This is a genomic window from Bacillus bingmayongensis, from assembly GCF_000299035.1.
Taxonomy (GTDB): Bacteria; Bacillota; Bacilli; order Bacillales; family Bacillaceae_G; genus Bacillus_A; species Bacillus_A bingmayongensis.
The window spans coordinates 181338-203790 of record NZ_AKCS01000013.1 but is presented as its reverse complement, the minus strand read 5'-3'; the positions used below and the strand labels follow the sequence as shown (position 1 = coordinate 203790).

The window sequence follows — 22453 nt, the reverse complement described above, 5'->3', positions numbered from 1 at the left end:
GTTTCACGTTGTTTGTTTCGTTCAGTTTTCAAAGAACTTGTCCATCGCCGATTAGCGACTTCCTTATGTTAGCATCTTCGTTTTTCGATGTCAACTAAGTTTTTAATTTATTTTTTCGCTTTCTGCCGTTTCGCATCAGCGACATTTATTAATATACCATCCTTATTTTTAAATCACAAGTGTTTTTTTAAAAAAATATAAAAAAGTTTATTACCTAATAAAGCGAAACTTTAATCAGTGTGGGTCTCCATCCCCTACTGATTATTAGCCCTCACCAATCGGGCTTTTACAGACAGGTCATCTTCCACCTAACTTCTTTGATTCTGCTGAATTTCGAGGTGGAAGTGTTACTGTTCGAAAACAGCAGGATAAAAGTCTCATTTACTTCATATTTAATAGACCAACTTCCTCTAAACCATAATTACAAGTTAACCTTCATACCATACTTCTCCTACTTAAGAATAAATTTAGAATTTTTTTACATTTAATTAATGAAAAATATCTAGATTTTGTTATATAGTAACGAAGTAGACCAAAATACAACTTAAACGGAGGAATTAATTTTATGGATAGGTTAACAAAATTTTCATTAAAAAACCGTGCCGCCATTATCATCATGGTTTTTCTCATTTCAGTACTCGGCGTTTATTCTGGATCCAAATTACCAATGGAGTTTCTACCGAGCGTCGATAACCCCGCGATAACTGTTACTACATTATCTCAAGGATTCGATGCTGAAACGATGACAAAAGAAGTAACCGAACCCCTTGAAAAACAATTTCGAAATTTGGAACACGTTGATACGATTACTTCTTCTACTCACGAAGGTTTATCGCGTATCGATATCGCATACACATCTAAAGCTAATATGAAAGATGCGGCACGCGAAGTCGAAAAAATCACTAACAACGTAAATTTCCCAAAAGAAATTACAAAACCCGTCGTCAGCCAACTTAATACCTCTATGATTCCACTTGCACAGATTACCATTCAAAAACAGAATGGTTTTACAAAAGCTGATGAAAAACAGATTGAAAAAGAAATCATCCCACAACTTGAAAATATCGATGGCGTTGCTAACGTCATGTATTTCGGCAAATCAACATCCGAGCTATCTATCATGCTAGATCCAGATCAAATGAAAAACAAAAATGTGACACCTCAGCAAGTATTAACCGCTTTACAAGGAAAAGAAACTTCCGCTCCAGCTGGACAGGTCACAGTAAATAACGAAGACCACACCCTTCGCATCATTGGCAATGTAAAAAATGTAGATGAAATAAAAAACATAGCGCTTGCACCTCAAGTAAAATTACAGGATATAGCTCAAGTAGAAGAAAAACAACATTATGACACCATTTCACATATAAATGGTGAAGAGGGAACTGGATTAATTATTATGAAAGAACCTAGCAAAAATGCAGTTGAAATCGGGAAAGAAATCGATAAAAAAATTAAAGATATAAGCAAAGAATATAAGGATACTTACACAATTAAGTTACTATCCTCTACTCACGAACAAGTCGAAAATGCTGTAATAAGTATGGGAAAAGAGGTAATTTTAGGGGCAATCGCTGCGACATTTATCATTTTAGTCTTTTTACGTAGCATTCGAACAACTCTTATTGCTGTTGTTAGCATTCCGTTATCAATTTTACTAACACTTTTTTTACTTGATCAATCTAATGTTACGTTAAACATTTTAACCCTTGGGGGATTAGCAGTTGCTGTTGGACGACTCGTTGACGATAGCATTGTTGTCATTGAAAATATTTTCCGGCGTTTACAAAAAGACCATTTTTCAAAAGACATCATTCTAGATGCCACAAAAGAGGTTGCCGTTGCTATTACCTCTTCGACATTAACAACAGTCGCCGTCTTTTTACCTATTGGTCTTGTATCAGGTTCAATTGGTAAACTTATGTTACCTATGGTATTAGCGGTTGTATACTCTATACTTTCTTCATTAGTTGTCGCACTAACAGTTGTTCCACTTATGGCGTTTTTATTACTCAAAAAAACACGGCAACGCAAACCACAATCTTCAAAAAGGTATACAGCTACTTTAAAATGGGCACTTTCGCATAAGTTTATTATTTTATTCTCTTCCTTCCTATTATTTGCTGGATCAATTGCGGCTTATATATTACTACCGAAAGCAAATATAAAATCAGAAGACGACACGATGCTTTCAATTAATATGACATTCCCAACAAATTACGATCTTGAGTCTAGAAAGCAAAAAGCCTTTGATTTCGAAAAAAAATTACTTTCTAACAGTGATGTAACTGACGTTATCTTACGAATGGGATCAAGCGCTGAAGATGCACAGTGGGGACAAACAACTAAAAATAACCTTGCATCTATATTTGTAGTCTTCAAAAAAGGATCTGATATTGATCGATATGTCGAAAAATTAAAAAAAGAGCATAAAGATTTCGGACCAGCTGAATTCGATTATATAAAAACAAGCTATTCTAATTTTGGTGGTGGAAACAACTTGCAATTTAACGTGACAGCAAACAATGAGACAAATTTAAAAAAAGCTGCTGATCTCGTTGAAACAAAATTAAAAAGTATAGACAGTCTTTCTAAAGTAAAAACAAATATCGAAGAAACAAAAAAAGAATGGCAAATTCATATTGATCAAACGAAAGCAGAACAAGTTGGATTGACACCAGAAACAGCAGGACAACAAGTTTCATTCCTTATGAAGAAATCACCCGTTGGACAAATTACAATTAACGATGAAAAAACAACCATTATGCTAGAACATAAAAAAGAAAATATAAATAAGAAGGATGATCTCCTTAACACAAATATCCTATCACCTATAAATGGACCGATTCCTTTAAAAGATATTGCAACCATTTCAGAAAAACAATTACAAACAGAGATTTTCCATAAAGACGGGAAAGAAACCATTCAAATAACTGCCGAAGCAATAAATGAAGATTTAAGTAAAGTAAACACAGAAGTGAACACAGCTATCTCAAAATTAGACCTACCAAACGGAGCGAAAGTTAATATTGCTGGTGCAACTGAATCTATGCAAGAAGACTTTACAAATTTATTCAAAATCATGGGTATTGCAATCGGGATTGTTTATTTAATTATGGTCATTACTTTTGGGCAAGCACGCGCTCCATTTGCGATTTTATTCTCTTTACCACTAGCTGCCGTTGGCGGTATTTTAGGATTAATCATTTCAGGAACACCAGTCGATTTAAACGCACTCATCGGCGCATTGATGTTAATTGGTATTGTAGTTACAAATGCCATCGTACTAATAGAACGTGTTCAACAAAATAGAGAACATGGCATGACGACGCGGGAAGCTTTACTAGAAGCAGGTTCTACAAGGCTACGACCAATTATTATGACAGCTATTACAACAATAGTAGCGATGTTACCATTATTATTTAGTCAATCACAAGCAGGCAGTATGGTGTCTAAAAGTTTAGCCGTTGTCGTAATTGGTGGTTTAGCAGTTTCAACTGTACTCACACTAGTTGTCGTCCCTGTTATGTACGAATTGTTAGATAAATCCGGTAAAAAACGAAGCTCACGTAGAAAAGTAAGCTCTTCTATAGATACACCAAAAGCTTAATAAGAAAAAACGTTATCTTCAGAACAGAAGATAACGTTTTTTTCTTTCTATTATTAATATATACCTATAATCTCATGATTACTCATTCATGTAAGTCATCACTTTATTTATATAATCTTCTAACGGTTGTCCAGAATCTACAATAACTCATATACATCATTTTAACATGGGAATCATCTTTTTTATTGAAGAACATTACTCTACATATCCTCCCCCCCTACAAAACAAAAAAGCTCTCTGCCTATTTAAACAGAGAGCCCTTTATCAATATAGGGTACAAACATTTAAGCTGCTTTTGCTTTTGTTGTTTTACGAGATTTTTTCGCTCCCGTAAAACGCTTATGAAGTACAGACGCAGTAAAACGAGCGATGATATTAAACAGTAATACCATAATAATTAATACTGCTGCTGATTTTGTTGCAATTAGCTTCGCATCAGGGATAATCCCTTCAGAGTTTAATTTCCAAATATGAACCGCTAATGTTTCAGCTGGTCGAAATGGATTCAACGGGTGTGCAGGACTTGAAAAATCGGCTGCAGAATTTAAAATCGGTGATGTTAATCCCGCTGTATAAATTAACGCTGCCGCTTCACCAAATATACGACCCGCCGCTAAAATAACTCCCGTAATAATTTGCGGCAATGATGTCGGGATAATAATTCGCACGATCGTTTGCCATTTTGTTGCACCAAGTCCAAGACTCGCTTCTTTTACATTAGATGGAACTTCTGTAATTGCACTTTCACACACACGTGTTAAACCTGGTAAATTCAAAATTGTTAATGCAAGTGCACCACCCATTACCGTATAACCCCAGCCCGTCATTGTAACAAATACTAACAAACCAAATAATCCAACAACGATAGAAGGCAATGATGCCATCGTTTCAATACATAAGCGAACAAAACCTAAAAAACGTCCTTGCTTTGCATATTCCGCAAGATAAATCCCTGCTCCTAATCCAAGTGGAATGGAAATGACTAAGGTAATAACAAGCATATAGAAAGAGTTGAATAATTGCGGACCAATTCCACCTCCAGCTCTTGTATTGCTTGGTTCTCCAAACAAGAAACTTGGATCCCAAAATCCCCATCCCTTTTGCAAAATTTCGTATACTAAGAAAACAAGTAAAGCTACTACAAACGCCGCAACTGCATATAAAATACCCGTCCAAATATTATTTACTTTTCTTGCATTCATCGTTATCGTTCACCTCTTTGGCCAATTGCTCGAATTACTAAAATAAATAGGAATGAAATAACAAGTAATATCATTGCCAATGTCCATAAAGCGTTATTCCAGGCAGTTCCATTTAACGTATTCGTCATATCCATTGTTAAAATACCTGTTAATGTCGCCGTTGGACTATATATTCCTTCAGGCAATTTAACAGTGTTTCCGATTACCATTTGAACCGCTAACGCTTCGCCAAAAGCACGAGCTAACCCTAGAACGATCCCTGTTAAAATACCTTTTTTTGCAGCCGGAACAATAACACGGCTAATCGCTTGCCATTTCGTCGAACCTAAACCATAAGAGGCTTCCAAGTAATCAAATGGAACTGAACGTATTGCATCAGAAGCAATACTAGCAATCGTAGGTAAAATCATAATACTTAATACAACAATACCAGCAATTAAACTAAAACCAACACCACCGAATGAATCACGTAAAAGCGGAACTAAAATGGTAACCCCTAATAAACCATATACTACCGAAGGAATTCCAACTAATAATTCCAAAACAGGCTTTAATACTTTATTCCCAAACTTTGGTGAAATTAAATTCATAAATATCGCAAGAGCAAGTGCGATTGGTGCACTAATAATAACTGCACCTAATGAAACAAGCGTTGAACCAACAATAAAGATAACAGCACCAAATGATCCCTGATCAGCATTCGGATTCCATTTTGTTGACGTCAATACCTCAGAAAATGAAATACCACTTTGCGTAAAGGATTGAATTCCTTTCCCGCAAATAAATGCAATAATTGCTAATGTAACAAGAACAATAAATATACCGCAAAACGTAACAAGCGTTCTTCCGATATATTCACTTTTTACGTAGTTAATTTGTTTTTTCCCCTTCATCACAGGACATAACCCCACTTCATAGATTGAAATGAACAAGACTGGCCTCGCAGCCAGCCCCGTTAAATGTTTTACTTATTCAGTTTAGACATTGGGATATAACCCATATCTTCAACTTGTTTTTCGAAGTCTTTACCTTTTACATAATCGATATAAGCTTTTGTAGCTTCTTTTGCTTCCCCTTTTGTTACCATGTACTCATAAGACCAGAATGGATACTTACCAGAGGAAATGTTTTCAACTTTCGGCTCTGCACCATCAATCTTTACAGTTTGCAATGCACCTTTTTTATCGCCCACCATATAAGACATTGCAAGATAACTAATAGAGCCAGGAGTAGAGTTAATAGCTTGTTCTACCGCGCCGTTAGAATCTTGTGTTGTACCTGTTCCATCATTAATCTTCGCATCTTTCATAATTGTTTTTTCAAATGTAGCACGTGTACCAGAAGATGCCGGACGGTTTATTACGTTAATTTTCTCATCTTTACCGCCTAACTCTTTCCAGTTTGTAACTTTCCCGCTGAAAATATCTTGTACTTGTTTCACAGTTAAGTTGTCGACTTTCACATCTTTATTTACAACAAGTGCAAATGCAATACCCGCCACTTTGTTATCTACTAATTCTTTCGCTTTTTCTGGATCTTTTATTTTATCTGCAGCCGGAACATCAGAGTTACCGATTTGAACCGCACCGGAAGCTACTTGGTTAATCCCTGTTCCACTACCGCCACCTTGAACTTGAATAGAAACGTTTGGATTCTTTTCCATGAATTTTTTACCTGCTTCTTCAGCAAGAGGTTGAAGAGCTGTAGAACCAGCTGCTGCAATTGTACCGGACATTTCTTGTTTTGCATCGTTATTACCTTTAGCAGTTTCTTCACTACCTGTGCTTTCTGATTTTCCGCACCCAACTAAAGCACCAGCAACCACTAATGCCGCTAACGAAAATTTAATACCTTTTTTCATAACCATGTCTTGTACCCCCATTTGGATTATAGCTTTTTCACATTCATCTACTTCTTTCGAACACAAATTCATTGTATGACAATAATATTGTGTTAGTGTTAAGTAATTTTTAATTTTAAGTAAAGAGAGGTAACATACTGTAAAACCTATATATCATGTCTTTTTATTTAAAAAACCAAAAGAATCCACACAAAATAGCTCGTATTGTAAATTTACTTTTAATAATGTAAATTTAGCGTAAATAAAATCCTGTTTTTCACTACCGATATTAAAAATATATTTACAAATCTCTTCATTTTTTAAACTTTATAGATATTACTCCACATTTATCCCACATAATTTCAGTAATATTTTTCGATACAACAAAATAAATTGGAACAATTCTAAAAATAATTGAATATTTTTAAAGTACCAATTGACAACATCATTCAATGTAGTCTACTATATTAGTAGCAAAAAGTTTCCCTCGGCAAACTTTTTAAACCGAAACTAAAAATATAGAGAAGAGGTAACTTTTATGGTATCGGCTAATATCAAACCCCTTTCAAAATTCCAAACAGGGCAGTTTGTACAAATCGAGAAGCTAAAATTAGAAGGAACTATGAAACGTCGCTTATTAGATTTAGGCTTTATTCCCGGAGCTATTATTAAAGTATTGCAAAAAAGCCCGCTCGGAGATCCAATCGCTTATCAAGTGAGCAATACAACCATTGCACTGCGTAGTGAAGAAAGTTCCCTTATTTTCGGAAGATTAATAGGAGATGATTCAGAATGAAAAAACATCGCATTGCACTAGCAGGAAACCCCAATACTGGGAAAAGCACATTATTTAATACATTAACAGGATTAAAACAACATACTGGAAACTGGACTGGAAAAACAGTGTTAAAAGCAGAAGGTGAATATGAACATAACGGAAGTGTATATACCCTTATTGATTTACCAGGAACCTACTCCCTTTATTCAAATTCTACTGATGAAGAAGTAGCACGCGATTATATCATTTTTGAAAAACCTGACGTAACCGTCGTTGTTGTAGATGCAACTGCGATGGAAAGAAATTTAAACTTAGCACTGCAAGTTATGGAAATGACAAAAGACGTTGTAGTTTGCATTAACCTAATAGATGAGGCTGAAAAAAAAGGAATTGTCATCGATGAAAAAAAATTAGCAAAGTCACTTGGAGTGCCTGTAATTAAAATCTCTGCTCGAAACCGAGTTGGAATCGGCCATTTACTAAATGTAATTGCTAAAGTAGCAAATAAAAAATTAATTCCTACACCAGTTCAAATTACTTATAATGAACAAATTGAAAGTATGATTCAAGAATTAGAACCAGAAATCTATAAAGTATTTGGAGATACTTATCCCGCCCGCTGGGTAGCACTCCGTATATTAGATGGAGATAAAAATTTTCTAGCTGCACTCCAAAAACATCATAAGGAGCCGCTTGTAAGGGAGGTCGTCATAAATGGAATCTCACTCAGCCAGTAAAGCTCTTCCATTAGATTATATTGTTCAGCATGCACAAACACTTACAAAAGAGGATATACGAGATGATATTGTAGGTGATATTTATCGAACTTCCGCAAATATATGTAAGGAAGCTGTTCAATACACGAATACCGATAAGCTATACCGTTCAGAGAAGCTAGATAAAATTTTCACTTCTCCTATATTCGGATTTCCAATTATGCTCGGAATTTTATCTATTATTTTTTATCTTACAATTGCCGGAGCTAACGTGCCGTCTGATATGATTGCTGAATTTTTCGGGTGGGCAGAAGGTCATTTAACCGCTTGGTTTCAAGCAATGAACGCACCAACTTGGTTACACGGCATCTTAATTCTCGGCTTATTCCGTGGTACTGGAGCTGTAATTAGCGTTATGTTACCACCTATGGCTATTTTCTTCCCTATGTTTGCCCTATTAGAAAACTATGGATACTTACCGCGCGTTGCCTTTAACATGGATCGTTTATTCAAACGTTCTGGCGCTCACGGAAAACAATCATTAACAATGGCAATGGGGTTTGGGTGTAACGCTGCTGCTATTATGTCAACACGTATTATCGAATCACCACGCGAGCGTATGTTAGCGATTTTAACTAACAACTTCGTTCCATGTAATGGACGTTGGCCTACATTAATATTAATGGCATCATTATTTATGGCTGCTGGATATACCGGTAGTATGCAAACACTTGTTACAGCAGGTGTTGTAGTCGGAATGGTTGTAATTGGGGTTATCGTAACACTAACCGTATCTTGGGTATTATCAAAAACCGCTTTAAAAGGTGTCCCAACTCACTATACGTTAGAATTACCACCATACCGTAAGCCAAAAATTTGGAACACTATTGTACGTTCCACACTTGATAAGTCAATATATGTTTTAAAACGTGCGGTTATCGTAGCTGCACCTGCCGCTGTATTAACTTGGGTATTAGCAAATATTTATGTTGGCGATACAAGCCTACTTATGTATTTTGTGAATTTCTTAGATCCATTTGCCAAATTACTCGGTCTTGACGGATTTATTCTAGCTGCATTCATCCTTGGTTTGCCAGCCAATGAAATTGTCATTCCAATTTTATTAATGTCTTATTTATCAACAGGCGCTTTAACCGAACTAGATGATTTAAATCAAATTAAAAACCTGTTCTTAGAACATGGCTGGACTTGGTTAACTGCGTTAAACACAATGTTGTTCTCACTACTTCATTTCCCATGCGGAACAACACTAGTTAACATATATAAAGAAACAAAAAGTCCAAAATGGACATTTCTATCGTTTGCAATCCCTACCGTTATCGCCATTGTTGTTACATTCCTCACAACGCAACTGGTACATTGGTTAGGGCTTGTATAAAAATGAAACTTCCATCAGTGGGGAATTGTCTTCACCCTCACTGATGGAAAGCTTTCACCACCCGGTCTTTTACTGCTCGAGAATAGCGGAATGAATAAAAAGGAAACCCATCTATGGTTTTCCTTTTTCATCTTCATTTGGATTTTCCCAGGGCTGCGCACCATATTTTTTTATTTTCTTATTCAAAAAATAAACAGCGTATGGGATAATTCCCATCAAAATCGTATTTATAATCGTCAACATAGAAGGCATTTTCATATTATTACTATCGCTCCTATTTACATTTAAAGACACGGAAAATATCAATAGCAGATTCTCAATTCCACATTACTGACCACCTTTTGGCACCAAAGAACCTGAATGTTCTACCACTGGATGAACCCGAACAACAATGTCACTCTGAGCAAAATAGTTTTTTCCCCTATCCCAATTTTTCTCTATCTTCTTCCACTCTTTATAATTATGCCGCTTATAATAATCTCCTAACTCAAGAACATCTGTTTTAAAATCTTTTTGCATTTTTTTTATCGTCCTCATCGCTATACTTTCCATCTCTTTAGAAATATATGTCTTCATTTGCTTTTCACTCCACGCCTTTCCATCCCCGCCTAAATAAACCTCTGCTAGTACACCTTCAGGATAAATATCAACTGTAAACTTCGGATGACGTGGTTCTGCGAAAGAAGCATGTATTTTTCGTCTTATTTTGTGAATTTCATAGGTGAACGCTTTTTTCTCTTTTCGAATGGTCACAAAACCACTCGCTTTCTTTCCAATTATATAATTTAACCCTTGCGTATCTTTTCCTGTTAACAGGCCGATCAATTTATTATCCTTCCCTTTAAACACAGCAGCCCCTTCCATTTTTACCCCTTGTTTCGTTAATTGTAAAATTGGAAGTACAAAACTTCTTTTAGCGGTTATCGTTTCTTGTACATCACCAATACGAACTGCTTCTAACATAAATGCATTAGCGTCTGCATGATCTGCCAATAAATCAATATATTTTGCTGGAAAATTTTCCGGTTTAGAACTTTGTTGCAAAACCTTCTCTGCGCGTCCCTTAGAAACAAAAATCCGAATATTCCTCCTCATTTCATGATCACGAAAAAAGACATCTAACGTTTGTTCTAAAAGGTTTTGTTGCTTTAATAAATCTTTTGAAAAAACAATAACTTGAATATGTGGGAAAAACAAAGAACGGCTAATTTTTTTGGATATCTCTCGAATTTGCGCAAAAACACTATCAGCAGTTGCATTAATATTAATATAATTATCCCCACCTCCACCTCCACTTTTTCCTCCCTGTTGCGCTAACGCACTTGGCAATACGAGTTGATATGTCCCTTTCATACGAGTTGGTCTCTTTGATTCACTTTCCGCTTCTTCTTTCGCAACATCAAAAGCTACGCCAACAACAAAGCCTCTCTCTTCAATTTCTTTTCGTTCTGAGCAACCACTAATCCATAAAAACAAAACAATAAAACAAATACACTTATGAAGACGATTCACTCTTCTTGCCTCCTTTGAGCTTATAAATAATGAAGACAAGTACAGGGACAAAGATAATGCATGCCATATTAACCCAAGCTAAGTAGACACCATACTCCGTTAACTTCGTAACATCTTCAGGAAGCATATTAAATAGATAAATAATCGGTGCACTTACAAAAATAAATGTTTTCTTTTTAATAGAAGGAAACATCGAGCAAAAAGCCATTACTGCAACGTCATAATACATAGCAGTCGTATTAAAAATTGTAAGAATCCAAGTCGTAAAAAAAATGGCATCAAAACGTTCTAAAAACCCTCCACCAATTTCAATCTCCTTTCCTAACTCAATAACAGGATACGTTAAACTTCTCGTCGTAGAATAAGAAAAGACAATAATACAAGTGAGATAGATAAGGACATATAGTAAATTAGTAATCATTACTCCCTTGGCAGCAGCTAAAGGCGCTTTGTCTTTTTGCTTCACAATTGTAGAATAAAATAAAACGATCTCAAATCCAATGAATGTAAATATCGATTCCTTCATCCCAAGAGCATATTGGCTCCATTTTGTTTGGAAAAGCGGAAGCAAATTATGAGTATCCATTAAATTTATATTTAATAGAGATAAAGCCACAATGGCGCTCGCTACAATTGGCAAAAATAACAAATTAAGGCGGAGCAATGCCGCTCTAGAACCACTTACTCCATAGATAACAACAAGTAAGTAAAAAAATGATAAAAGTTCAATAGGCGTTTTACCAAATAAGTATGTTTGTGAAATAATTGAAATTGCTCGCGCTTGATACGCAGTAACGCCAACGAACGTTAACACCATAATACTTGTAACAATGAAGGCTACGGGTTTTGATAAGTATGTACCTGTATATTGAAAAAACGTTTGTTTTGGAAATAAATTCGCTATTTTTGTAATAACCCAAGCAAGAAACGCACAAATCGTTCCACCAAGAAGTAGTATGATCCAGCCGTCTAAAAAAAGCGTCTTTTCTGCAATTACACGAGGCATCGAAAGCGCTCCTGTACCAATAATGACTGAAGACACTGCAAACATTAGCTCTCGAGATCCAATTTCTTCATCTCCGTATTCAAACGGTTTCAATTCACTTTCGCTCCTTTGAACGTAATGTTTCATCTTTGGTCTGTAAATATTCAGGTCTTGTCTTTAACGTTGCCTCTGGTAACAATGCCACTTCTTCTTTCCAATCTTTATAAAAAGCAGGAGCTAGTGGCGTAAAATACGGAATTCCAACACTTTTTAGATTCATCATATGTATTGCTAGTGCAATTAGCGCTAAAATAATCCCATATAGTCCAAACATAGTAGCTGCTAAAATAAACGCAAATAACAAAAAACGGAATGTAATCGTTATACTATACACAGGCAAAGAAAAGGTAGCAATAGCCGTAACGGCGATTACAATAACCATAAAAGGATTGACAATCCCAGCGCTTACCGCAGCTTCTCCAATAACAAGTCCTCCTACAATCCCAACGGTTTGTCCGATTTGCTTCGGTAAACGAAGCCCCGCCTCTCGAATTAATTCCATTGTTAATGTCATAATGATGGTTTCAATATAGGCAGGAAATGGCACCCCTTCTCTTGCTCCAGCAATCGAATACGCAAGATTAGATGGAATGAGACCTTGATGATAGGAAACAAGAGCAACATATACTGCTGGAAGTAAGATTGCCATAAGTCCAGCTATCATACGAAGCCCCCTTAGTAATGTACCAATAATCCATCTTTCAAAATGATCTTCTGGCGATTGAAAGATATCAACAATAACCATAGGTGCAATAACCGCAAACGGTGATCCATCTACTAAAATGACCGCTTTTCCTTTCGCTAAAGCAGCTACCGCCCTATCTGGTCTTTCTGTATTTAAAAATTGCGGAAAGGGAGACAAGTTATTATCCTCAAGCAGGTGCTCAATCTTTCCAGAATCTAATATCATATCTGTTTCGATTGACTGCAATCGTCGATTTAATTCGGCTACAATATATGGATTAATGATGTCTTCAATATAAATTAATGTAACTTCCTTTTGAGAACGCTTCCCCATAATATAAGATTGAAATCGAAGTTTCGGATCACGTAAATCACGTCTGATTAACATTTTATTCGTTGCAATATCCTCGGTGAGCCCTACCTTAGGACCTCGAATGATATTTTCTGTAATCGGTGGTTCTAAACTTCGTCTTTCCCACGCTCTACTATTAATCACTAATGCATTAGGTATTCCATCAATTAAAACAATGGTATCTCCTACTAGAACAGAATTAATAACATCTGACAACGTCTTTACTGTATTTACTTCGCCTATAGAAATAAATCTATCTAATAAGGTTTGCATGATTGGGGCTTTACTTGGAATCTCTTCATGCTGTAATGGCCAGATAACAAACCGATAAATTAAGTCTTTATCTGTAAGCCCACATAGAAAAACAACCGCACACCGAGTAGATGAACAAGAAAGCGAAAACTCTCGCACAGTTAAATCATTAGGAGACTGTAGTGTTTCTCGAATAGATTTTGTAATTGCAGATAAGTTTGCCTCTAAATTCGTCATATTCCTCACCCAGCTTTCCTCTCAAGACGTTACCGTTATATTTCTCCATCCCGGGAAAATATATACAATGAAAAAAGCTATCTCACTAAAGTGAGATAGCTTTTTTCATTGCATGCCGTTCCTATTTCTCTAACACGGTGGAATTGTGCTTCACTTCAATATTTCTAGTCGCCATACTCACTACTAACATAACAGTAACATTTACCAATAACGCAACAATACCTACATTTAAATCCTTAATATATTGCGGAAAGGATGGAAACATACTAGATATAGTTGAACCAGACAATGTAATATAAGCAACTACTAATAATCCAACTCCCATTCCAGCAATTGCTCCTTGTTTTGTTACAAATTGCCGATGAAACAAACTACAAACCAGTGCAGGAAAAAGCTGTGTAACAATACTATATCCCATAAGAAGAAGTGCACCGATTGTTTCCCCGCCTTTAAATGTAAAGAATACAGCAACAAGTGTCACGACAGGAACAAATAATTTTGCCGCTCTCGTCACCTGCTGATTTGAAACAGATGGAGCAAGTACCTGATAAATATTTTTTGCAAGTAACGTGGAAGCTGCCATAACAAGCATAGAACCTGGTACTAAGGCTGTTAATAATCCAGCACTACCAATAATACCAATAAACCACGGATCAAAGGTTTGAATAGCAAGGCGAAATAACGATAGATCTGCATCCGCTCCTTGTAATCCTGGCACTTGCAAAATAGCAGCAAAGCCAGCAAAAAATACAAAAAGTAACACTAAAGAATATAACGGCATAATTGCCGCATTTTTTCGAAAGACTTTTTCACTTTTTGCCGAAAAAGCTGAAGCGAATGTATGTGGCCACATATAAAAACCTAATGCTGTTAATATAATAGTAGAAACAAACCAAGAAATACTCATCCCTTCCTCAGGTAAAGCTAAAAACCCTGGCTTTGCTGCTTCTACCGCTTCAAACATCGGCTGAAATCCTCCGTAATAATGATACGGTAAATATATTCCTAAAAACATAACGATAAATAAAATCATAATGTCCTTTAATGCAGCTGTCCAAGCAGAGCCGTGTATACCAGAAATCATGACATATATCGTAATTGTGATCGCACCAATCCACACTGCAAAAACTGGTGATACTTTTCCATACGAAGCTTCAGAAACAATAATCCCTAATCCTTTTAGCTGTAACACAAGATACGGAATAATAGAAACAACACCGATAATCGATACGATAATTCCAAGTACCTTACTATTATATTTTTTTGTAAAGAAATCCGGTTGTGAAATAAGCCCATGTTGCTTTGCATATTTCCAAACCGGTGGCAATAAAAAGTAAGATAAGATATATGCTAATGCTCCATATCCTAAAATATAAAATGTAGGAGCACCTTTACTATATGCCCAGCCGCTCCCTCCTAAAAATGTAAAAGTCGTGTAAATCTCTCCAGCCATAAGAAGAAAGACGAAAATCGTTCCAAATCCTCTTCCTCCAACAGACCATTGTTCTAAGTTCATATCTTTTCCGCGCTGTGCCCGAATTCCTAAAAATAAAGAAAAGCACAAAAACAAAGTAATAATAATAAGTGCTATCATTCCGTTCCCTCCTTATTAGCAGGGTCTAACCAATACAGAAATCCCATACAAAAAGATGTAATAAATACAGAAAGTAAAATCCAAAATAATAAAAATGGCATCCCGAATACATAAGGAGTAACTGAATTTGTAAACACTGGTCCAACAACTAAACAAAGAACTGGAATAAGTGCTAGTACATGTATTTTTTTCATCTCATTCTCCTTTTCTCATAAAATTCAAAACAGATGAAACAAAAACTTCTACCCCAATTGGCAACGCATCTTCGTCAATTGTAAAACGAGGATGATGATGCGGATATACAATCCCCTTTTCTTTATTCCCAGCACCAATAAAGAAAAATGTACCTGGTGCTTCTTGTAAAAAGGCCGAAAAATCTTCTCCTGCCATCGTCGGCTGTAGCCGTACTACTCGTTCCCTTCCGTAGAGCTCTAGTGCCGTACGTTCGACAAGTTGTGTAACTTGTTCATCATTTACAACTGGACGATAGCCGTACTCATATGAAAATGTATAATTTGCGCCATAAGATTCCGTAATATGTTTAACAAACTTTTCAATTTGCTTGGCTGTTTGTTCTCGTAATTCATGTTTTAAACTTCTGACAGTTCCTTCAATCTTTGCTTGTTCTGGAATTACATTATGCGTTGTGCCAGCATGAAATTGCGTGACCGATAAAACGAGGGAATCTAACGGATTTGTAAGGCGTGATACGACTTGCTGTAGTTGCGAAACTACTTGTGTACCGATCGCAATGCTATCAACTGTTTCATGAGGAATACCTGCATGCCCTCCTTTTCCTTCTACTGTAATTTTAAAGACATCGGGTGCTGCCATCGCTGGACCATAAATCACACCAACTTTGCCAACTTCTAAAGAAGCCCAAAGATGCGCTCCGATAATATAGTCCACATTTTCCATCGCCCCTGCTGCAACCATTTCCCCAGCACCACCTGGAAAATTTTCTTCAGCATGTTGAAATAGAAAACGAATTTCACCTTTAATTTTTTCTCTTTGCCCTACTAGCGCATTTACAGTGCCAAGGAGCATGGCAATGTGACCATCATGTCCACATGCATGCATCACTCCTGGATATGTAGAAACAAATTCAAACTGATTTTCTTCTTGAATGGGAAGTGCGTCCATATCTGCTCGAATCGCAATTGTTTTACCGGGTTGTTTGCCAATTAACTTTGCCATGATGCTATACTTTGTCGGTCTTGAGATTTCTAGATGAGGGATTGTTTGAAGTATGTCATATACGAACTGAGATGTTTTTTCTTCTTGAAAAGACAATTCTGGATACCGATGAAAATGTCTTCTCCATTCTATTAATTGATTTTTTGAAAGAACAAATTCTTTTGCTACATCCATCTATCCTCTTCCTTTCTTCACCAAGTTAAATGTTATTATAGCTTGAATCCTTAATAAAATAAATAATATTCTGAATTTTTACGTTTTTACAATTGTACTTCATTCACACAAAAATAAAAAAAAAAAAGCTATCTAAATTAGATAGCTTTTTTTTTTTTATAGAATAGTAATCGCTTGTTTCCCCATTTGTTCCCATGCTTTTTCAAATTGCGTACGTGAAACTTTTTTATTTGGATTACTAGCAAGCGGATCATTAATATATACAAAGTTTTGATCATATCCAACAACAACTGCACTATGCTCATAATATGTAATTTTTATATCTCCGGTATTGGTATTCCACGTTTCAAAACTACCCTCAGCTAACGGTTGAAACGTTGTATTCGCAATTACCCATACTGGTGAGCCTGAGCTAATGACTTTATATATATCGTCAATCTCTCTTCCTGTTAAATCAATCGTTTTGCCAGGTACATATTTTTCTGCAAGTTTAAAAATCGGCCCATGATAAACACCGTAACCCGGTTCAGATTTTGTGTAAATATTTCCAACAAATCCTTCATAAGGGTTTCCGCGAAGATTATTTTCTTTAAATGGAACTTGATTGATTTCGCTTGCAAGTTGCATCTTATCCACTTGCACACCTTTATACTGCAATAACATCGCTAAACTTGTAACCTCACAACCTCGCTGCAGTTCCGGAAGTTGTTTTATGAATGAAACATTTTCAATCATAGCTGTTTCTTTCATATCAAACAAAAAATCCACTCGTAACTCTTGTACTTTTTGAAGAATTTTATTTTTCCCTACAAAAATAGCAACAACAAGTATAATCCCTACAAGACATATATATTTGAATTTCTTTAACATATTCAAAACTCCATTACATCATTATTTTTACCAAACACTACTCTTGTTATTGTACCTTTCTTCTACCTAGTTTGCTAGAAAGATTATTTGAATTATTATTGGGTTTAAATGTTTTAAAATTCTTATTTTTTGTAATAAAAAGAAAAATAAATATACATTTTCAGAATATTTTGCTAGAATTAAAAATGTTTACATGGTTAAGGAAAAATGTATTTCTTTCAATCACAAAACAAAAGCTCAAGGAACACTAATCATTTCGCTGTTGTTTTTTTATTACTAATCACGCACCCAGAAAATATACGTAATCCATTCGTATAGGAACATAAAGAAAAACTACAATCAGTATGTTTTTTATCCCCCACTGATGATTAGTGAAACGAAGCAAGCTCAATAGTTATTGAGCAAAACAAACAAGGGAAAAGTACGGGGTGAAGGGAATATGAATCAAACAACTACAGAGCAAACTAGTTTAAAACGTACAATGAAGAGCAGACACCTTTTTATGATTGCACTCGGAGGTGTCATTGGCACAGGACTATTTATGGGATCAGGACAAATTGTCCATAACGCTGGACCTGGCGGAGCTATTCTTGCATTTTTAGTTGGTGGTTTTGTTATGTATTTAACAATGCTCTGCCTTGGAGAATTATCCGTTGCTATGCCAGAAGCAGGCTCATTTCAAAGTTATGCAAGCCGATTTATTTCACCTGGTTTTGGATTTGTCGTTGGTTGGATGTATTGGCTAAACTGGGCCGTTACAGTTGGAGTTGAACTAACAACTGTCAGTATTTTAATGAAGCGCTGGTTTCCAGATGTTTCTTCATGGATTTGGTGTGTTACATTTGCAGCAGTACTGTTCATCGTAAACGCTTTATCAGCAAAAGCATACGCAGAAGCGGAGTTTTGGTTTACAAGTGTAAAAGTCTCAACAATTGTTGTCTTCATCATACTTGGAGGCGCTGTTATGTTTGGATTCTTGGATTTCAACGGAAAGCCAGCACCTATGCTACATAACTTCACGGAAAATGGTGGACTATTTCCAAATGGTGTCCTAGCTGTTCTTTTTACAATGATTACGGTGAATTTTTCATTCCAAGGAACAGAATTAATTGGGATTGCTTCAGGTGAAAGCGAAAATCCTGAAAAAACCATTCCGAAGGCAATAAAAAATACAATTTGGCGTACTCTATTCTTTTTCGTATTAGCAATTGCAGTTGTCGTGGGCTTACTCCCGTGGCAGGAAGCTAATCTTGTTGAGAGTCCATTCGTACTTGTCTTTGATACAGTTGGCATTCCATATGCAGCAGACATTATGAACTTTGTTATTATTACTGCTGTGTTATCTGTAGCGAATTCTGGACTATACGCAAATTCCCGTATGCTTTGGGCCATGTCAAAACAAGGAATGGCTAGCCCTCTCTTTACAAAACTAACAAAAAAGGGTGTACCATTAAACGCTTTAATTTTCAGCCTTCTCTTTGCAAGTCTTTCTCTTTTAACAAGTGTATTTGCAGCAGATACAGTCTTTTTAGTACTAACATCTATTGCAGCTATGGCAGCAGTCGTTGTTTGGATGTCAATTGCAGCTTCACAATTTTTCTTTCGAAGAGAATTTATAAAGAACGGCGGCAATGTAAACGATTTAAAATATCGTACACCACTTTATCCAATTGTCCCAATTGTAGCTTTCTCTTTAAATTTTATCACATTCGTTAGTTTAGCTTTCATTCCAGATCAGCGTATTGCTCTTTATTGTGGGATTCCATTTATGATTATTTGTTACATTTTGTATCAAATTAAATATAAAAAAGTTGTCACATTTGAAAAGCAACAAAATATTGCGCAAGAAATAAACTAAATATATAAAATATTCAACTATCTCATCTTATGATAAGATAGTTTTTTTCTATTTCTTGGATATCTTGGTATAACTTTAATTATCTTAAAATTTTTACAATCATGTTTTCACCTGAAAAATAGTTTACAATGTTATCAAGTTACAAATGATATTCACCGTAAAAAGTGTGCATTTGTGTCTATTTTTTAACAATATGACAAAAACTATTGCCTTCTATAAATTAATAGGTTTATATTGTTTTATTGGCATAGTTTCAATCCAAGGAGAAAGGAGATTTTCAATCGTGCAACTAAAGAAATCGTTTTGGAAGTTGGCTTCACTTCTTCCTTTATCACTACTCTTGTTCCTCGGTGGCTGTGAGAAAAAACTTGCAGTATTAAACCCGCAGGGACCTGTTGCAAAAGCACAGTATGATTTGATCGTTTGGTCATTCGTACTTATGATGTTGATTATTGCAATTGTATTCATCTTGTTTACAGTCATCTTGATTCGTTATCGTGAAAAACCAGAAAACATGGGCTATGAGCCTCCTGATCAACACGGTAACACATTATTAGAAATTATTTGGACACTCTTCCCAGTTATTATCGTTATTGCATTATCAATTCCAACGGTAAAAGCTACTTATGCATCGGAAGAAGTGCCAAAAGAGTCTAAGCATATTAAACCAGTTGAGATTTATGTTACATCTGCCAACTGGAAATGGTTATTCAGTTATCCAGAGGAAAATATTGAAACCGTTAACTATTTAAACGTACCAGCTGGTACACCAATTCAATTCAAATTAACATCTGTTGGTCCAATGAACGCCTTCTGGGTTCCAGAACTTGGTGGTATGAAATACACAATGGACGGCATGATTATGGATTTATTCCTACAAGCTGATAAACCAGGTTCTTACCTTGGCCGTAGTTCAAACTTCTCTGGTGAAGGATTTACTCACATGGAATTTGAGCTTGAAGCAAAGAAAAAAGAAGATTATGACAAGTGGGTAAAAGAAGTAAAAGAAACTGCTAAACCACTTACAGAAGAAAAATATAACGAAATCATTAAACCTGGTGTAGTAGGGCGTATGACATTCTCTAGTCACCACTTAAAGTATGTAGATCCAAAATCACTTGAATACTGTGATTACAACTACTACAAAAACAAAAAGTAACAGATAATATTCCAACAGATTGGAGTGAACACAGTGAAGCTTGATGAATTTTTTGTCACAGGTGATCCGATTATTTACGGAGCTGACGCATCTATCGTTCTTGTGACATTAGCAATCATTTTCGTACTGACAAAGTATAAAAAATGGAAATGGCTTTGGGATGAATGGTTAACAACTGTTGACCATAAGAAAATTGGGACCATGTATATTATTTCTGCGGTTCTTATGTTATTCCGTGGTGGTATGGACGGTTTAATGATCCGTGCTCAATTAACATTCCCAGATACAACTTATTTAAACGCTGAACACTATAACGGAATCTTTACAACACATGGTACAGTTATGATTCTTTTCATGGCGATGCCATTCGTTCTAGGATTAATGAACGTCGTTGTACCATTACAAATTGGTGCTCGTGACGTTGCATATCCATTCTTAAACGCACTAAGTTTTTGGTTATTCTTTATCGGAGCAATGTTATTCAACATCGCTTTCGTTATCGGAGGTTCTCCAGACGCTGGGTGGACATCTTACTTCCCAATGGCTGGTACAGAATTCACTCCTGGTGTAGGTAATAACTACTACGCAATTGCATTACAGATTTCAGGACTTGGTACGTTAATGACAGGTATTAACTTCCTGGTTACAATCCTAAAAATGCGTACACCTGGCATGAAATTAATGCATATGCCAATGTTTACATGGTCTATTTTAATCACATGTGTAATCATTATTTTCGCTTTCCCAGTATTAACAGTTGCTCTTGCATTAATGACATTTGACCGTCTATTTGATGCTCACTTCTTTACGATGGCGAGCGGCGGTATGCCGATGCTTTGGGCCAACCTATTCTGGGTATGGGGTCACCCTGAAGTATATATTGTTATCTTACCGGCATTCGGTATTTTCTCTGAAATCATTAGTACATTCTCACGTAAACGTCTATTCGGTTACAGCGCAATGGTGTACTCAATGATTGCAATTTCTTTACTAAGTTTCGTCGTATGGCTTCACCACTTCTTTACAATGGGATCTGGTCCAGCCGTTAACTCATTCTTCTCGATTTCGACAATGGCGATTTCGATTCCAACCGGTGTTAAAATCTTTAACTGGTTGTTTACACTGTATAAAGGACGTATTCGTTTTACAGTTCCAATGCTTTGGTCATTAGCATTTATTCCAAACTTCGTAATCGGTGGGGTTACAGGGGTTATGCTTGGAATGGCAGCAGCTGACTATCAATACCATAACAGTTACTTCCTAATCGCCCACTTCCACTACGTATTAATCGCAGGTACAGTATTCGCAATGCTTGCTGGATTTACGTTCTGGTATCCAAAAATGACAGGTCATATGCTAAATGAACGCCTTGGTAAATGGACATTCTGGATCTTTATGATCGGATTTAATATCTGTTTCTTCCCAATGTACTTCCTAGGTTTAGATGGTATGACTCGTCGTATGTACACTTACTCTGAAAGCCTTGGATGGGGCTGGCTAAACCAAATCGCATCTGTCGGTGCGGTAATGATGGGTATCGGCTTCCTAATCCTTTGCTACAACGTAATTTGGAGTGCACGTCACGGTGAGCGTGACACTACTGGAGACCCATGGGATGGCCGTACTCTTGAATGGGCAACTCATTCTCCTGTACAACATTATAACTTCGCGAAACTTCCTGAAATTAAAGAAGCTGATGCTTTCTGGTTCATGAAAAAACGCGGAGAAACAATTACACCAAAAGCAGATGAATTAAAACCAATTCACATGCCAAGTAACTCTGGTGTGCCAATTATTATGTCTGCATTCTTCGGTCTTGCAGGTTTTGCATTAGTATTTAGCTGGTTCTGGATTGCAGCAATCGGCGGAGTTGGTATTTTAGCTTGCTTAATCTATCGTTCATTCGATTACGATGACGGTTACTATATCAGTGTTGATGAAATTAAAAAAACAGAACATGTAGCATGAGAGGTG

Annotated in this window: 18 protein-coding genes; 7 read left to right on the top strand and 11 right to left on the bottom strand. The window is 36.2% G+C overall.

Annotated features, from left to right (window positions below; all coding sequences use genetic code 11):
* Window positions 1-565: 565 nt before the first annotated feature.
* Complete coding sequence (locus Y7E_RS0103990) at window positions 566-3610, top strand: efflux RND transporter permease subunit (RefSeq protein WP_017150027.1); 3045 nt, start codon at window positions 566-568, stop codon at window positions 3608-3610.
* 284 nt (window positions 3611-3894) lie between these two features.
* Here the strand turns inward: Y7E_RS0103990 and pstA are convergent, their stop codons facing one another.
* The 3 genes from pstA to Y7E_RS0103975 all read right to left on the bottom strand — a co-directional run bounded on the left by pstA (window position 3895) and on the right by Y7E_RS0103975 (window position 6679).
* Window positions 3895-4812 (bottom strand): phosphate ABC transporter permease PstA, encoded by a 918-nt coding sequence (pstA, locus tag Y7E_RS0103985; RefSeq protein ID WP_017150026.1) that lies wholly within the window; start codon window positions 4810-4812, stop codon window positions 3895-3897.
* A gap of 2 nt (window positions 4813-4814) precedes the next feature.
* A complete protein-coding gene (gene pstC, locus Y7E_RS0103980; RefSeq protein WP_026049081.1) occupies window positions 4815-5705 on the bottom strand; it encodes a phosphate ABC transporter permease subunit PstC in 891 nt (296 codons plus the stop codon).
* A gap of 71 nt (window positions 5706-5776) precedes the next feature.
* Window positions 5777-6679 (bottom strand): phosphate ABC transporter substrate-binding protein PstS family protein, encoded by a 903-nt coding sequence (locus Y7E_RS0103975; protein ID WP_017150024.1) that lies wholly within the window; start codon window positions 6677-6679, stop codon window positions 5777-5779.
* A gap of 511 nt (window positions 6680-7190) precedes the next feature.
* Between Y7E_RS0103975 and Y7E_RS0103970 the strand changes: the two genes are divergently transcribed.
* Genes Y7E_RS0103970 through Y7E_RS0103960 form a run of 3 tightly spaced genes read left to right on the top strand, consistent with a single transcriptional unit; the run spans window position 7191 to window position 9545 of the window.
* The gene (locus Y7E_RS0103970) at window positions 7191-7448 is read left to right on the top strand and encodes a FeoA family protein (protein ID WP_017150023.1); all 258 of its coding nucleotides are present in this window, start codon (window positions 7191-7193) and stop codon (window positions 7446-7448) included.
* On the top strand, window positions 7445-8167 hold the full coding sequence (locus Y7E_RS0103965) for a FeoB small GTPase domain-containing protein (protein WP_017150022.1): 723 nt from the start codon (window positions 7445-7447) through the stop codon (window positions 8165-8167). Before Y7E_RS0103970 ends, Y7E_RS0103965 begins: the two co-directional genes overlap by 4 nt.
* Window positions 8145-9545, top strand: a complete 1401-nt coding sequence (locus tag Y7E_RS0103960) for a nucleoside recognition domain-containing protein (protein ID WP_017150021.1) — start codon at window positions 8145-8147, stop codon at window positions 9543-9545. The genes Y7E_RS0103965 and Y7E_RS0103960 overlap by 23 nt, the downstream gene beginning before the upstream one ends.
* Window positions 9546-9656: 111 nt before the next feature.
* Here Y7E_RS0103960 and Y7E_RS33525 read toward each other — a convergent pair whose 3' ends face one another.
* The 8 genes from Y7E_RS33525 to Y7E_RS0103920 all read right to left on the bottom strand — a co-directional run bounded on the left by Y7E_RS33525 (window position 9657) and on the right by Y7E_RS0103920 (window position 17462).
* Complete coding sequence (locus Y7E_RS33525; RefSeq protein WP_017150020.1) at window positions 9657-9803, bottom strand: hypothetical protein; 147 nt, start codon at window positions 9801-9803, stop codon at window positions 9657-9659.
* Window positions 9804-9872: 69 nt separating this feature from the next.
* Window positions 9873-11057: a Ger(x)C family spore germination protein gene (locus tag Y7E_RS0103950; protein ID WP_017150019.1), complete on the bottom strand. Its 1185-nt coding sequence runs from the start codon at window positions 11055-11057 to the stop codon at window positions 9873-9875.
* On the bottom strand, window positions 11041-12156 hold the full coding sequence (locus Y7E_RS0103945) for a GerAB/ArcD/ProY family transporter (protein WP_017150018.1): 1116 nt from the start codon (window positions 12154-12156) through the stop codon (window positions 11041-11043). Before Y7E_RS0103945 ends, Y7E_RS0103950 begins: the two co-directional genes overlap by 17 nt.
* Window position 12157: 1 nt before the next feature.
* On the bottom strand, window positions 12158-13627 hold the full coding sequence (locus tag Y7E_RS0103940) for a spore germination protein (protein WP_026049079.1): 1470 nt from the start codon (window positions 13625-13627) through the stop codon (window positions 12158-12160).
* 121 nt (window positions 13628-13748) lie between these two features.
* Window positions 13749-15221: a sodium:solute symporter family protein gene (locus Y7E_RS0103935; RefSeq protein WP_017150016.1), complete on the bottom strand. Its 1473-nt coding sequence runs from the start codon at window positions 15219-15221 to the stop codon at window positions 13749-13751.
* Window positions 15218-15415, bottom strand: a complete 198-nt coding sequence (locus Y7E_RS0103930) for a DUF3311 domain-containing protein (RefSeq protein ID WP_017150015.1) — start codon at window positions 15413-15415, stop codon at window positions 15218-15220. The genes Y7E_RS0103935 and Y7E_RS0103930 overlap by 4 nt, the downstream gene beginning before the upstream one ends.
* 1 nt (window position 15416) lies before the next feature.
* Entirely contained in the window at window positions 15417-16592 is a 1176-nt protein-coding gene (locus Y7E_RS0103925; protein ID WP_017150014.1) for an amidohydrolase, read from the bottom strand.
* Window positions 16593-16748: 156 nt separating this feature from the next.
* Window positions 16749-17462, bottom strand: coding sequence for a C39 family peptidase (locus tag Y7E_RS0103920; protein WP_017150013.1), 714 nt, complete (start codon window positions 17460-17462; stop codon window positions 16749-16751).
* 439 nt (window positions 17463-17901) lie between these two features.
* Between Y7E_RS0103920 and Y7E_RS0103915 the strand changes: the two genes are divergently transcribed.
* The 3 genes from Y7E_RS0103915 to qoxB all read left to right on the top strand — a co-directional run bounded on the left by Y7E_RS0103915 (window position 17902) and on the right by qoxB (window position 22447).
* The gene (locus Y7E_RS0103915; protein ID WP_017150012.1) at window positions 17902-19320 is read left to right on the top strand and encodes an amino acid permease; all 1419 of its coding nucleotides are present in this window, start codon (window positions 17902-17904) and stop codon (window positions 19318-19320) included.
* A gap of 283 nt (window positions 19321-19603) precedes the next feature.
* Complete coding sequence (gene qoxA, locus Y7E_RS0103910) at window positions 19604-20479, top strand: cytochrome aa3 quinol oxidase subunit II (RefSeq protein WP_017150011.1); 876 nt, start codon at window positions 19604-19606, stop codon at window positions 20477-20479.
* 33 nt (window positions 20480-20512) lie between these two features.
* Window positions 20513-22447: a cytochrome aa3 quinol oxidase subunit I gene (gene qoxB / locus Y7E_RS0103905; RefSeq protein ID WP_017150010.1), complete on the top strand. Its 1935-nt coding sequence runs from the start codon at window positions 20513-20515 to the stop codon at window positions 22445-22447.
* The last annotated feature ends 6 nt before the right edge of the window (window positions 22448-22453 follow it).